Source organism: Paenibacillus sp. OK003, assembly GCF_900109515.1.
Classification (GTDB): Bacteria; Bacillota; Bacilli; order Paenibacillales; family Paenibacillaceae; genus Paenibacillus; species Paenibacillus marchantiae.
Map to the genome: position 1 here is coordinate 127,168 of NZ_FOBD01000018.1, position 14,600 is coordinate 141,767.

Below are 14,600 nucleotides of genomic sequence, written 5' to 3' on the forward strand. Positions count from 1 at the left end.
AATTCGCAGGCGGACCTTTTAAATAGGATTGTTCTCCGGATAAAAAGAATATTTTTCCTTGTCAAAAATTTTTTTTGTGTGGAACAGTCAGATTCCTTCACAAAAACGCAAAATAGATTGAAATATCGATCAGAGGTTGGTCGGACTTCCAGTGTATGGGCTACTCACCCTTAGGGTGGTGTGATAAGATATGGTTAAATTAACCAATAAGTTTGGCGTAGCAGTATTGTATAAGTGTTTATTGAAGTTTTATATAAGAATTATACAGAATCATGAACAACCACGTTGTCATTGTAGCATCTAAGAAGGAGAAGATTCGTGAACCCATTAGTATGGTATGATCTCTTTTTATTTGTCCTATTGTTCGGTGTATACGTATATGTTTTTGCTACGGTTAGAATTACGAACTTACATAAGGTTTACTTTTTGTTTCATGGGTTGATGATGCTCTGGCCATTCTGTCAATTTGCGAGTACGTTGACGGATGATCCCGGCTTGCAGCTGTTCTATGTTACGTTATCTTTTGTCGCCGTTTCCTTGCTCGGGAGTGGGTGGCTGTTGCTTACGATCTTCATTACGGGTGAGGCAGAGCGATTAGGCCAAAAAAGATCCTTCCTATTGTTCATCCCGGCGATTATTGGAGCCGTTGGGGTGATCCTGAACCCGTGGAGCTGGTTTGTAACTCCGCTGGAAGGCGGTTATGTCGAGCGGGCATATGGACCTTGGTTCTGGGTTGTCATGGCTATACTCGTGAGTTACTTTGTAACGTCCCTCTTTATTTTATTTCGGGCATTTTATTCTTCGCGAACGTCTTCCATGATTAAAAATCAGGTGAAAGTTACGTTATGGGGCATATTTGTGCTGGCTGTTTTTGCAACAATCGACGCTCTGCTTAATGTCGTTCTACGAGCGTATTTACCGTTCATCATTCCCGGACTGACTTCACTGGGGATCTTCGTGTCCGACCTTTTCTTCGTCTATGTCATTAAAAGGTACAATGTGTTCGATCTGGTTTCTATCGCCCATGAAGATGTAATCAATACCATTCCTTACGGCATCCTTGTACTGGATGAGAATGAGATGATCATTGAATTGAACAAAGCCTCCCGATCCTTCATGGATCTGCATGTGGGGGATTCTTTTGATATGGAAGCATTTCTGGGTTCTGTTCATGTAGAGGGCAGCCGCCAGAAGTTCCTGGAGGAGTATAAGAAGAAGGACAATATCTTGTCTCAAATTGAAGTGATCGTAGGGGAAGACGACATCCGTCATTATATCCTTCAAGCGTCTCCCATTGTTGATGCTGCTCGCGCGCCTATTGGACATATCCTTACATTCCAGGATGTTTCTCAAGAGCGCTTCTATGTCAAAGAAATGAATCGGCAGAACGAGACGCTTCAGGAGCGTAATCACGCCCTGGATCGGATTCGCCTGGAGTTGTCCGAGGCCAATCGCAAGCTGGAAGAACTCGCCCTGACGGACAGTCTGACGAACTGCTACAACCGCCGCTATCTGACCCAACACCTGAATCATGAGGTTATCACCAACATTCAATATAAAACACCGTTTTCACTCATACTGCTGGATATTGACTACTTCAAAGCGATCAATGATCGCTACGGACATGTCATCGGCGATGAAGTGCTGCATCGCACGGCTCAGGCTGTGAAAGAATCCATTCGGAGCACCGATATTCTAACGCGATATGGCGGGGAGGAATTCATGATCTACCTTCCACACACGGAGCGCGAGTTAGCCCAACAAATTGCGGAACGTGTGAGATTAGCGGTGGAGACGAACCTCATTGTGGTGGATCATGAGATCGAACAGGTTTCTATTACGATTAGTATAGGAATTCTGTCCATTGAGGATTTTGAAGTTGATCAAGTACCGGAAAATCCAGAAGGGTATTTGACTCAATTGTTCGCTGCGGTGGATAAGGCCTTGTATCAGGCGAAGCAGAATGGGCGTAATCGGATTGAGTTTGCGGCGTTTGAGCGGGGAGTTATTTGAAGCAATATTGATCAAACCTGTAGGCTATTGATATGTAGCGAGACTAAAGAAATTATTTACCACAGAAGCTTAAAAGTGGTAAAATTAAATGTGCTCAATACAGTAATATTTAAAAATCGATAGAAACTCGTATTTAAATATATTTAGGGGTGGATTTCTATGACAAAGAAAAGTTCAATGTATCGTGATATTCTAAAGTCGGAATCTAGGTATAGAAGTACTACTAACCCACTATCAATTTTAATGGAAAACAACTCAGTGTTTAAAAGTGTTGAAGCAAAGCAAAATGAAAAATATATTGAAGACATAATACAGCAAGAGTTAGATGAAAGTTTTGTTATTGGTGGTCATATTGATTATAACTATTTATTGGATAGGGTCAAAGATCAGGAAGATTTTTGTAACCCAGATAATCAAGTGGCTGATGTTAAACTAAGTTCACTTTTTATTGATCTTAGAAATTTCACCAAGAGAGCGTTGTTTATTGAAGATCCAGGATTTGAATCATTGAAAGAGATAGCAGATATAAAGCAAAAAGCTATTTCCACGTGGATAAAACTAGCTAGATATTATCAAGGTCATATACACTCGATTACCGGCGATGGACTCATGATCTTATTCGGAGGAACACAAGAGGAAGATAAAGATGAGTGGACCATAGGGGCGAGAGCATTTTTGTTAGCGTTGAGAGTATTGGAATCTAATAATTATCTTAACGATGAATTGAAAGAAGTTTTTAAGCAAAAAAAATTAACGGAATATATCAAAGATAGTAATCTCCTGGATATCAAAGTAGGCATTGAATATTCGCCTAATACGCTAATGAACCCTCAAGGAGTAGTAATAAATAAAGATAATGAGAAGATTCCCGTTGGGGAGGTAAAGGCGACAGCATTTGAAATAGATTTTTCTGCAAAACTATTGGGCTATTACAGCGAAGCCAAAAAGGATATTGAGAACTCACCACTTTATGGAAGAATATTACTGTTGGGAGAGAAGTATAAAGAGTTAATGAGCTTTAACAGCGATGTTGAAGTGAAATACTTAAATAAATATACAAAGCAAATGTTTAACAAGGAATTATCTAGCTCAATATTTTATCTGGATTGCAAAGAGTATAAGGATAAAATTATTAATATTGAAGATGTAGCGGGGATATGTGACGTATTTGATAGTTCAGTTGCCGCTCGTGCGTATGTAACGGATATATCAAGAAAGGATACAAAAATTCAACATGGAACTACAAAATAATAGTAACAGAAATAAAGCCGAGTTTGAAAATCTCGGCTTTTCCTTTGTTGTTGATGATATCTTTCGTGTTCGTGTTCCCTTAGAAGGTGATATTAATGGAATATATATTAATGTTGAGGTGGATTTGACGGGATATCCGCTAAAACAACCTGTATTAAAACTATTAAGTATAAATGAGCAATACAAACTCTATAAATCAATACAGAAAAATTGGAGACACATTGATGAGCAAATGATTAGTGACAATCCCAAAGATTCTTCCTTCTATATTTGCGCGATACACAATTGGAGTGCATCAAGTATATATAATGCCAATTTTATATACGAACGTCTGCTGGACTGGTTGAATAAAAATCAAAACGATGACTGGATTTCAGAAGATGATCTATTCACTTGGAGAATTCTTCCGCAATATAGCAGTTTGATTTTGTATTTAGATCAGAATTTTGTTCAAGAATTTGAATCATTAGAATATTTGAAATTTTATGAGTTTAATGTGATACATTCTAAGTACAGACAAAAGAAAGGAAGGGTATCATCGAGTAATGGTAATAACTATTACTATAACAACATTGATTTCAGTGAAACTTATTATTATTTCGAGGATAATGATAGGAACTTTGAGTACAACATAATAAAACAAAACTTGGTTCCAAAGAGTAGTAACAGCATAACATCAAAGTTTAATGTAATTCGTTTACCTAGGAATTATAAATTCAAATCAACCTATCAGTTATTACATTCTTTAATGTTGAACACAGATATAAAGCAAGTTATGGAATTGAATAAAAATTCACCATTTATTATTAGGTATTTTGGAGATAAAGGTCGGATTGAAACTTTAGCTTTTATTACAGATTCAAACTCTATATGTAATAACACAATTAAGTCTATCCAAATTATTAACATCGAAATTATTTCAGAGAATTTAGTAGGAATCGATCAAAATATTGGTATTTTGGGGGTTGGGTCTTTAGGAAGTCAAATCAGTAAAATGTTATCTCATAAGAAAGTCAAAGAATTAGTACTCTGTGACTTCGACAGACTGTCAATTAGTAATTTAGGAAATCATGAACTTCCGCCTTATTTTTTAGGAAAACCTAAAGCACAGTCCTTAGCGTTGCAATTAAAGCATACTCTACTACAGAGAGTAAGGCCGGAACTCAGTGATTCACAAGAGATATTTAATTTCTGTGATATTTTAGTTGTTACTGTGGGGAATAAGCAATCCTTGGATCGTCTAGCTTTTAAGGAACTAATTAGCTATGATAAGCCAATAATATGGGCGTGGACATCTCCAAACAATATATTACAAGAAATAGTCATAACTAGGCCAGATACAGGATGTTTGAATTGCTATTATCAACTAATTAAAGATGATGCTATTTTAGAATCTTTGCATCAAAAAGCGGAATCTGAAATTAAGTTGTATCCTTCAGAAGGTATTGATTTATGTGGAAATCCACATACTATATCAACTTGGGAAAAAATGTCTTTCTTGTCCTCTCAAATCACATCTATCATTTCACTATATTCAAAAAACAAAAGATTCAAGTATGATTATTATAATTATTACTGGGGTATGGACGAGATAATGCCAACGCATATGTTTGGTTTTCTGCAACAACAGAAGGGATGTTCTTGCAAAGGAGAATAAATTTGAATAGGGATATATATGTAAATTCAAGCGCTTTATCAAAAATGGAGAAGTTAACAAGAGATTATAAATATGTAGAAAATGGTGGGGTATTATTAGGAAGAATGAACCCCCGCTGGGTAAGAGTTTACGATGTCTCAGATGCAGGCCCCAAGGCAGAAAGAAGAAAAGCTCATGTTACTTTTGATAATGAATATATTACCAATTACTTGATGGAAAAAGAAGAAGATGAGCACTTTTTTATAGGAACATGGCATTCACATCCTTCTGGCTGCGCCTTAATTCCCTCTTTAACGGATAAAACTACAATGATAAGCTTAAGTGAACAAAATGAAAAATCTCATTTTCCTATTTTTTGTATCACTAAATATGAGACAGAGAGGTTTGAATTTTGTTTTTATGAACTGGACGAATATAATAATGTAGTCAGAAAAATGCACACAATGATTGGGAGTTGAGTTGATGCCTTATGACAAATGATCTGGAATATAAAGATATGTATAAACATAAAATGGATCTTATTCAAAAAGCAATTGATGATACTCAGAACACAATTCGTTTCACAGACACCAAGGCAGCAGCAATAATCGGTTTCTGGGGAATCATCTCAACGATATTAATTAGAACTGCTGACTCCTGGACATTGTGGCTCCAGAACTTCCAATTAAGTATTCCTAACTTGGTTATATCATTAATACTAGTACTAATGATATTTTTTCTTGTAAAAAGTGTTTCTCTAGCTTATTTGGTTGTAGTCCCCAAAACAAATCCTATTAAACATGTTCAAACTGGAGATAGAAGTGCTCATGAATTATATTTCATATCAAAACTTAATAAACCTTTAAGTGGAAGGCGTCTCTATAGGGTAGCAGAAGATATACAACTTGAAGAGTCAACGGAAAATTACTATAACAAAATTAAAGGCTTAGATACTAACGAATTAATGAGAGAACTAGTTATTGAGCTACAGAAAGTCTCTTTTATTCGGTCAGTTAAAGTTGATAGGGCAAATGCTGCTATCACTACCGTAATTAATTTTCTTATTTTACTCTTGATTTTGCTACTTTATATAGTTGGAAATAAGATAAATTTAGGGAGTTTAGGAATAATGTTTAGTTTGAATCTTAATATCGAACTGTTGGCTACACTTATAATTGGTCATCTTATTGGAGATTATTTACTACAAACTGATAATCAGGCAATGAGGAAACAAGATGAATGGTTACCTCTTCTACTGCATTGCTTTGTTTACACCTGCACATTAGCAATTCTCTCATATCTATTATTGGGAGTGTATAATTGGACTATGGTCTTTATAATTTTTGTGTCACATATACTGATTGATAAAGGAGATATTGTACGTTGGTGGACAAAAAGAATTAAAGGAATAAATAATCCCGAAACGAATTCAATAAAGTCTGTACTAGCCTCAATAGATCAAACCTTTCATTATTTAGTTATCTTTATACTAAGTTGTTCCTTTTAGTAAGAATCATGAAGTAGATATTTACAAAAAATGTGTGCAAGTAAAACATATTATCTATTAGTGCTTTTAAATGCTCGAGAAATCTCTTTAGTTATTCTTACTACTATGTCAACTTGTTCATTATTTAATGTGCTTATTAATGCTATCAAAATATCAATAGCCTCTTTCTGTAACTTATTATTTTCGATGTCCTCTAGCACCATTAACTCACTAATTGATACATTTAAGGCGAGTAGAACCTTCTCCAACGTATCTATGGAAAAGTTTCTTTCGCCTCTTTCTAATGCTCCGATATATCTATAATCTAACCCGGCAATATCAGCCAGCTTTTGTTGAGTAAGTCCTTTGGCATTTCGCATTGCTCTAATTCGTGTACCTATTAATTGGCGTAACTCTGACATTTAAATCACCTCATACATAAGCTTAGATAAGATGAGTCATAAAAGTCAGGTTAAAATATATAGCAATAATGGTGTTATTTACGCATTTTAAGTAGTATAATAAACGAATATCATTACTTCACAGGAGTAATTAGAAGTTCTGTTCGCCTATACTATCAAAGGAGGGCTTCTCTGTGCGAAAATCTATCCTGAAATCACTCAAACCGGACATTATTGTAGAAATGTTGGACATGGCTGTGGCTTTTGAAAATTGGAACAAGGTGATGGAGAGGGCGGACATGTTGTACCAGTGTGTGCAGTGCATCTATGAAGAGCGACAGGAGCATCGAACCAAGGGATTACCTTTACCCTATATTCATACCGAGCGTCCGTTGGTCTATTATCACGGGTTCAGTCACATGATGCGAGGGATGGCTCACCAGAAGATAGGACAGGTGGATCAGGCGCGGGCGTGTATCGACCGGTATGCAGAACTATCATGGATAGAAGAGCTGGATGAGGCGGGAATGCAGGTAGTACAGGAGTTTAGGCATTGTGCACAGGTGAATCGGTATGCTCTTGAGATTGAAGACGGGCAGGTGCAACTGCTGGAGGAGTTTGTGAACTTTTTGCTTGAGCATCCTGAGGAATGGCTGACAGGTCTGAAAGTGATTACGGAAGCAGCAGTGCGGTATAGGTGGAAGGTTGATCGGGTTTTACATATGTTTGAGGATCAGATACAGGGTGATGGTAGAGAAATAGATTCTTCAAACAACGATGATATGTACCATTACTGTTATCAGCGGGCTTTGTATGAACAGTGGATGGGAAGACCACAGGAAGCCGTGGAGTTCATTTTGCAGGCGATTCGGTTAGCGTATAAGCTTGAGATGGATCGGTATTTTATAAGGTGCACGGCATTGTTGGAATCATTGCGGGAAGAGGCGACAGGGGAGCAGATTGGGCGGTATAGGATGATGTTGGAGGAAATGAAGTAGGGGAGGTGTCTACTGAAAATGGTAGGATATGCCTTGAAGTGGGTATATGCATATAGGACTATAGCACCGATGAGGAGCACAGCTTGTGTCTTACCATAGTCAAATCAGGATGTTAGCCGGATAGTTTACATATTACACTTCTGCTAACATAGGATAATCCTATTTCGAATGAGCGGAGAAACGTATGAGTACAATCAAAGTTACCCCTGAACAACTACATCACGTATCGAATCAGGTGGATCAAGCCAGACAACAGTTGGAGAGTATACGAAGTGATCTGACGAGACAGATCATGTTCGTTCAGATGATGTGGATGGGTGCGACGCAGGAGCGATTTTACTATGAGTTCGAGCAGTCACGACCTATACTGGATAAAGCGCTAGAGAGCATGGTGAATACATCCAAGGAATTGAAGGATATCGCCACGCGTTTCCAAGATGCAGATGCTCAGAAGGTAAGTCTGGGCAGTGCAATTGGAGCTGTCGGCGCCGCAGCTATGATGACCAAATCAACAGGTGATTCAGGTTCGGGTGATAAGGGCTATCGGATGGCGCAAGTCAATATGTTTGGTAAGTGGGTATGGATGCCTGTCAACGAGAATGGTGTTGCGGATCAGGCTGCTCTTCAGGCTTATCAGAGGGATCAGGGAAATCTAGACTTTAATCGCATGCAAGCTGTGAACGTTGAACCGCCTGGAGAAGATATTTTTGCGTTACAGATCAAGGCGTTTGAGATGGGGATTCATCCTACGACAGGAGAGCCTGTATCCGATAAGTATGCTCAGATGATGGTGACCTCTCTGAAGTTTAGTCAGATATTCATGGCGATTCAGATGGTTCGTGGGAGCATGCCGGGCGGTAAAGGACCTCATCGATTGCCTGCTTCTAATCCCGCTGTGGCGAAAATTAAGCAGCATATTGAGGCTGCGAAGGCTAAATCAGGTAAAGGCCTTGGCGGAAGTTCTAATGGAAAAAGTGAAGCTAATAAGAAATTCTCTGATATGAATGCAGATGAACAATTAGCTATTTCAAAAAGGTATGCACAGACTGCTCCAATTGAGATTCCTGAAAGTGCAAATATGAAAGCTAAATCAATGAATGATGGCTATGAACAGATAACCTATAAATGGAGTGACGGGACATATAAGTATGAAGTTAGATGGCACACTAGAACATCTGGTGCCCCTATTGACCAAGGGAACACGTGGGTAATTCAAAGAACAATTCCGGGTAATGGGGGCAACAGGCCACAGTCTTTTTACAAGATTGGGGAAAGCGAGTGGGTTGAGGGATATAAGTGGTATGATGCAATAGCTGCACGAAAAGCAGGTACTGCAACGCCGGAACAAGTCAGGATTTTAGATCAAGGACATTGGAAGGAGTAATACGATGAAAGAAGAACTAGTTAATGATTCCTATTATGTTGGATTTGAAGGGCAACCAGAGATATTAATTCTTTTTGAGAGCCCTACCGAAAAGAATATTCTGAAAATGTGGAATGGATATTTTGAGACATTATTAGATGTTATGTGCCAGTACGAGCCTTCTAATGAAGGTATCTTACATGAGTATTATGCTCATGAAGGTTGGTATGAAGAAAGTCCATGGGAAATACAGAACCTTGATGCAGCTATTCTTTTATTTAAATCCTTTGATATGAGTAAATTAACTAGTGAGCAAATAGAGAATTCAGAGAATATCGTCCCTGCTCTGCCAGAAGTCGCACAACGGATATCAACGTTTCTAGAAGCGGCCAAATCGAATGGAAGTAATGTATATATAGTTTACGATTGAAAAGTTTATGAAGCGAATTTTCATCTAGAACATCGAAATTAGTTTTACTTATCTGGGTAGTCTGAACTTCTTAAATGAGTGGCTCAGACTATTTGTGTTGCCCTATAATTATGAGAGGATGGATAGAATATGTACGAGTATCATGGATGGGCAACAATTAGAGAGAGTGCCTCGTTTGAAGAAGATGAGGATCAATATGAATTGGTTATTCAACAGCTTAAAGAATATGTGCAAGAGTTAGAGTGGCCTTCAGGCGTTTTGGACTTAAGAGCAGTAAATGGTGATTTTCAACTTTGGATAGCGGGTCTCAATAATCACAAGCCTGTATCAAAGTATGATCCAACCGAAGTATTGAAAAAGGTAGGGGAAATAGCTCCTGGTTCTTATGGCGTTCTTTATGTAAGAGATAGTGATGATTTGGAATTTTCCAATCAATTTAAGGTGTATTCATTAATTCGGGGCGAGATCGCGGAGCATCATGACACTTTTCTCTCGCCATTTATACCCAAGTTGGAGGATGACTACGAAGAGTAGATATAAATTTAAGACCCAAAAACCAACTTTCAGAGACAATTCAGGCCGCGCAACCAGAATTGTCTCTTTTTATTGAACAAATTAATCTTTCAGCCCTATAACCGGGTTATCTATCTGACATAAACTAGCGTATACTGATGGAATAGCAAATATCTTCAAATTGCATATTTAAATTGACCCATATTATTGATACACTAGATCAAGGTTATATTCATTCAGAGAAGGGGCGGGCCTGTTCAAGAATGGGGCTTGCTGCAATGCCAAATCGATAACGCTTACATCCTTTTGGCAAATATAGGATATAAGGACGGTAGACATGAGCCAGGGACAAACGAGTACAGATGTTATCTTGATTGGTGCCGGAATTATGAGTGCAACTTTGGGAACTTTGCTTAAACAATTGGCACCAGACTGGAATATTAAGGTTTTTGAGAAGCTCGCCAGTGCGGGGGAGGAAAGCTCCAACGAATGGAATAATGCCGGAACCGGGCATTCAGCATTGTGCGAACTTAACTATACCGTTGAACGACCAGACGGATCCGTAGATATTAGCAAAGCGATTAAGGTGAATGAGCATTTTCAAATCTCAAGGCAATTTTGGTCCTATCTCGTCAAAAGCAATCTGATTCGTAATCCGCGGGACTTCATTATGCCGCTCCCTCATTTGAGTTATGTACATGGAGAGCAGAATGTCCTGTTTCTAAAAAGACGCTTTGAAGCGTTATCGAAGCATCCGTTATTCGTTGGCATGGAATTCTCGGATGATAAGAAAAAACTGGCGGAATGGATTCCGCTGATGATGAAAAACCGCACGGGCAATGAACCGATTGCAGCCACCAAAATTGACTCCGGTACGGACGTTAACTTTGGTGCTTTAACGCGTATGCTAATGGAACACTTAAAGAGCCAAAACGTGGATATCCACTACCAACATAGCGTGAAAAATATGAAACGCACAAGCAATGGATCTTGGGAATTAACAGTGAAAGATCTGGGCAGTGGTGCAGTCAAGCGCCATACGGCGAAATTTGTGTTTATTGGAGCAGGGGGCGGCAGCTTGCATTTGCTGCAAAAATCCGGCATTCCTGAAGGTAAACATATCGGCGGCTTCCCGGTTAGCGGTATCTTTATGGTGTGCAAAAATCCGAAAGTCGTGGAACAGCATCATGCCAAAGTATATGGAAAAGCTTCGGTGGGTGCTCCACCGATGTCTGTTCCGCATTTGGATACCCGATTTATTGAGAATCAGAAGTCACTGCTATTCGGACCGTTTGCCGGGTTCTCGCCAAAATTCTTGAAAACGGGCTCCAATGCCGATCTGATTACGTCCGTGAAGCTGCACAACTTGCTCACGATGCTTGCGGCAGGTGTCAAAGAAATTTCACTAACCAAATACCTGATCCAACAACTCATGTTATCCAAAGAACAACGCATGGCCGAATTGCGTGACTTTGTTCCGGATGCGAAGAGCGAGGATTGGGATATGGTGCTGGCAGGCCAGCGTGTGCAGGTGATTAAGGACACGGCTCAAGGCGGCAAAGGAACGCTTCAATTCGGCACGGAGGTAGTCACTGCGGCGGATGGCTCGATTGCAGCATTGCTCGGAGCTTCACCGGGTGCTTCAACTGCTGTTCACGTGATGCTGGAGATCCTCCAGAAGTGCTTCCCGCAGCATATGGATGCCTGGGAACCGAAGATCAAGGAAATGGTTCCTTCCTATGGCGAATCACTGGTGGACAATCTTAGTCTCTTGAACCATGTACACGCTTCAACCGCTCGGGTGCTTGGGCTGACGGCTGAGAAATCAGTCGTTCGGATGTAACGAGATATATGCAGCCTGCTCTATAGTAGGTGCGATAAAGAGCTAAGCCGACTAAAAACCGCGCTTAGCTCTTTTTTTATGTACCATCAGTTGTATGCCCTTCTTCAGTACTGCTCGACACAAGTCAGAGAATTCCTCCTTAGTTTCGCATGTCGTAATACTTTCGCCCTGTTGGGAGATCGTGGAATCTGAGATGATGGGTTCATCAAAGGTTCGGGTCACAAGCTTCGGACCTTTGGCCTTCAGGCTATGGCGATCCTTCCTTCTAACTTCATTGGCGAACTTAGGGTTGCCGCTTTCCTGAAGATCTCAATTCAGAGAGGAGGCGTCCAGGCTATCATATTCCTTCCTTCTACAGCAGAACACTAATTGTAGGGATATGGCTTTCCTGGACTCTTTTATCATGAACAATACCATCTATTTGCGCAGAGCGATGAAACTCATGATCGAGCAAGAACAAGGGGAGAAACAGCTGCCGAAGGTTTATTTGGCGACTGCTCTTAAAAATATAGAAACGCTTGGATACACATTCTCGGATGAGTTGATGCAGGCCGTGCGAACATTATCCAAGGAACAATTTGAAGCATTGATGGCCCAGGTTGTGGCTGATCTGAGAATCATGGTCGGTGCACATGTGGACTACAAACCGATGTACCCTGGATTCCCGGCGCAGGTGATGGAGGAAGATGAGGTGGAACTCTACCTGAATGCCATCCTTCATTATCTGACCTTGGTATATCCGATTCGTGAACCGCTGGAAAGGGTACCTTTGCTGGATAAAGTAAACCTGAAAGTCATTGGCCTCGGCAACAAGGCTGACTTCCAGACGCTCATCCGCCAACTGATCGAAGCCAACGGCTCCATCTCGGAGACGGACAAAGCAGATATCGATACGGTGCTGGAACATACGGAACCGGATGAAGTAGATGCGCTGTTGCCATCTGAGATTCCTTTTAAGGAAAATGTGGGGTTCGTAGTAGCTTCGTTATTAACGTATGAAAAGGCCAATATCGACCGAATCGGCCCGTATTTCAGAACGGCAACCGATGTGCTTCGTCTCGCTGTGGCTTGGTCGGGTGGGGATGTCAGCTTGGCTCTAGCTTCGCCTTTCCGTAAATTCAAGCGGCGTGAGAGACGCCTGTTGCTCGGTTTGCTGGAGCAATGCGGTTCAATTACGGAAGACATGCTTCGATATAAGGATCGCTGGATTCGTCTGGGCGAAATTCTGCATCCATCTGAATATAAGCTGCGGTACCCGCGATGCGAGGAAGCTTTTGATATTTTGCGTAATAACAAGCCGTTTACGACCTTTAACGGAAGTGTGGAGCTGGCCTTTCAATACCAGAATGTGTGGAGTTTGATTGAGCTGTTGAAGCAGCGCCCTGGTGAATTTGCGAGAAGATTGGATCACTTGTTGCGCTCTACAACGGATAAGGAATATGTATTGCTGGCGTTCGGAGAAATTCTGGAGCAAATATCGACCCCGGTATTATTGCAGGTGAAGCAGCATTTTGCCCGGCGTAATGAGCCGCAGGATCTACGTGTATTCTTCCCGAAAGGTAATGTTGCGAAGGCTTTCGCCATTCCGAATCAGCTTCCAGAGATGGATGATGACACATGTCACGAAGTTGTGCAAATGTGTGAACAGGCGCTGGTGCAGCGTTTCGCCGCCCTTCCTTCACTTGGGAAGACATATGTTGATCCACAGCTCCATGATTATCTGGTTCCCTTTTCCCAAAGATCGGCGAGCAAGGCCCTTCATACGATTGTTCGGGGAAGCCGGGTGCCGATGGCCGAGGGAGATACGATTCGTTTCTTCAACTGGTGGAAGGAAGGCACCGTGAACGGTCAAGCAACGGGGCGCGTAGATATTGATCTGTCTGCGGTGATGTACGATGAGAACTGGAACTATGTGGAGCATATTTCCTATACGAATCTGCGTTCATCCAACTACAAGGCCGTTCACAGCGGGGATATCGTGACAGCGCCTCATGGTGCGAGTGAGTTCATTGACCTGCATATTCCGTCGATTGTTGATTATGGCGGACGTTATGTGGTGGCGAGTCTGCTTTCCTTCACGAGTCATCCGTATTGTGATTTGCCGGAATGCTTTGTGGGCTGGATGATGCGGAAGAAGCCGGGTTCTGGCGAGATCTTCGAGCCGTCCACGGTGTTGAACAAGATTGATATCACAGCAGATACGCAGATTGCAATTCCCGTCATTATGGATTTGGTGGAGCGTACGGTCATCTGGACGGATTTGGCGCTGACTAGGCACCCGGAATATTACAACAATGTCGAGGGCAATCAAAAAGGGATGGTCTTGATGGGCAAAGCCCTGACCACGTTACGCAAACCGGATCTCTACGACTTGTTCACGCTTCATGCCAAAGCCAGGGGTGAACTGGTGGACACGAAGGAGCAGGCCGATACCATCTATGCGGTCGATGAAGGCGTGACCCCGTATGATATCGAGCAGATTATGGCGGAGTATTTGGTTTGAGTCCATCACATGTGAATATGGAGGCCGAGACAGAAGGGGCTGTCTCATAAGGAATTCCGCCTCGCTCCAAGCGCTAGCTATGATGAACGTAACCGCAAAAAAATAGCCCTCCATATTGCTGCACATCGTAGGTTAAAATGGACAGTAAGAAGACCACCATTTC

12 protein-coding genes are annotated in these 14,600 nt (G+C 41.0%); 11 read left to right on the forward strand and 1 reads right to left on the reverse strand.

The annotated features are described in order from the left end of the window. The first annotated feature begins 318 nt into the window (after window positions 1-318). The 5 genes from BMW94_RS24400 (at window position 319) to BMW94_RS24420 (ending at window position 6,407) form a co-directional block, all read left to right on the forward strand. Window positions 319-2,013, forward strand: coding sequence for a histidine kinase N-terminal 7TM domain-containing diguanylate cyclase (locus tag BMW94_RS24400; RefSeq protein ID WP_091001400.1), 1,695 nt, complete (start codon window positions 319-321; stop codon window positions 2,011-2,013). Between the two features lie 159 nt (window positions 2,014-2,172). Then, window positions 2,173-3,264, forward strand: coding sequence for a hypothetical protein (locus tag BMW94_RS24405; RefSeq protein ID WP_091001401.1), 1,092 nt, complete (start codon window positions 2,173-2,175; stop codon window positions 3,262-3,264). Beyond that, entirely contained in the window at window positions 3,248-4,921 is a 1,674-nt protein-coding gene (locus BMW94_RS24410) for a ThiF family adenylyltransferase (RefSeq protein ID WP_091001402.1), read from the forward strand. The genes BMW94_RS24405 and BMW94_RS24410 overlap by 17 nt, the downstream gene beginning before the upstream one ends. A 2-nt stretch (window positions 4,922-4,923) precedes the next feature. Beyond that, the gene (locus BMW94_RS24415) at window positions 4,924-5,379 is read left to right on the forward strand and encodes a Mov34/MPN/PAD-1 family protein (RefSeq protein ID WP_175480835.1); all 456 of its coding nucleotides are present in this window, start codon (window positions 4,924-4,926) and stop codon (window positions 5,377-5,379) included. An 11-nt stretch (window positions 5,380-5,390) separates the two neighbouring features. Next, entirely contained in the window at window positions 5,391-6,407 is a 1,017-nt protein-coding gene (locus tag BMW94_RS24420) for a DUF3307 domain-containing protein (RefSeq protein WP_091001404.1), read from the forward strand. A gap of 50 nt (window positions 6,408-6,457) precedes the next feature. Here the strand turns inward: BMW94_RS24420 and BMW94_RS24425 are convergent, their stop codons facing one another. Beyond that, window positions 6,458-6,808 (reverse strand): helix-turn-helix domain-containing protein, encoded by a 351-nt coding sequence (locus tag BMW94_RS24425; RefSeq protein ID WP_091001405.1) that lies wholly within the window; start codon window positions 6,806-6,808, stop codon window positions 6,458-6,460. Between the two features lie 173 nt (window positions 6,809-6,981). Between BMW94_RS24425 and BMW94_RS24430 the strand changes: the two genes are divergently transcribed. The 6 genes from BMW94_RS24430 to BMW94_RS24455 all read left to right on the forward strand — a co-directional run bounded on the left by BMW94_RS24430 (window position 6,982) and on the right by BMW94_RS24455 (window position 14,437). Beyond that, the gene (locus tag BMW94_RS24430) at window positions 6,982-7,785 is read left to right on the forward strand and encodes a DNA-binding protein (RefSeq protein ID WP_091001406.1); all 804 of its coding nucleotides are present in this window, start codon (window positions 6,982-6,984) and stop codon (window positions 7,783-7,785) included. Between the two features lie 184 nt (window positions 7,786-7,969). Beyond that, a complete protein-coding gene (locus BMW94_RS24435) occupies window positions 7,970-9,169 on the forward strand; it encodes a WXG100 family type VII secretion target (RefSeq protein ID WP_091001407.1) in 1,200 nt (399 codons plus the stop codon). 4 nt (window positions 9,170-9,173) lie between these two features. After that, window positions 9,174-9,578, forward strand: coding sequence for a hypothetical protein (locus tag BMW94_RS24440; protein ID WP_091001408.1), 405 nt, complete (start codon window positions 9,174-9,176; stop codon window positions 9,576-9,578). Window positions 9,579-9,707: 129 nt separating this feature from the next. Beyond that, window positions 9,708-10,112: an Imm7 family immunity protein gene (locus BMW94_RS24445; RefSeq protein ID WP_091001409.1), complete on the forward strand. Its 405-nt coding sequence runs from the start codon at window positions 9,708-9,710 to the stop codon at window positions 10,110-10,112. Between the two features lie 316 nt (window positions 10,113-10,428). Then, a complete protein-coding gene (locus BMW94_RS24450) occupies window positions 10,429-11,934 on the forward strand; it encodes a malate:quinone oxidoreductase (RefSeq protein ID WP_091001410.1) in 1,506 nt (501 codons plus the stop codon). Window positions 11,935-12,337: 403 nt separating this feature from the next. Then, window positions 12,338-14,437: a TerD family protein gene (locus BMW94_RS24455; RefSeq protein ID WP_091001419.1), complete on the forward strand. Its 2,100-nt coding sequence runs from the start codon at window positions 12,338-12,340 to the stop codon at window positions 14,435-14,437. Window positions 14,438-14,600: the final 163 nt, after the last annotated feature.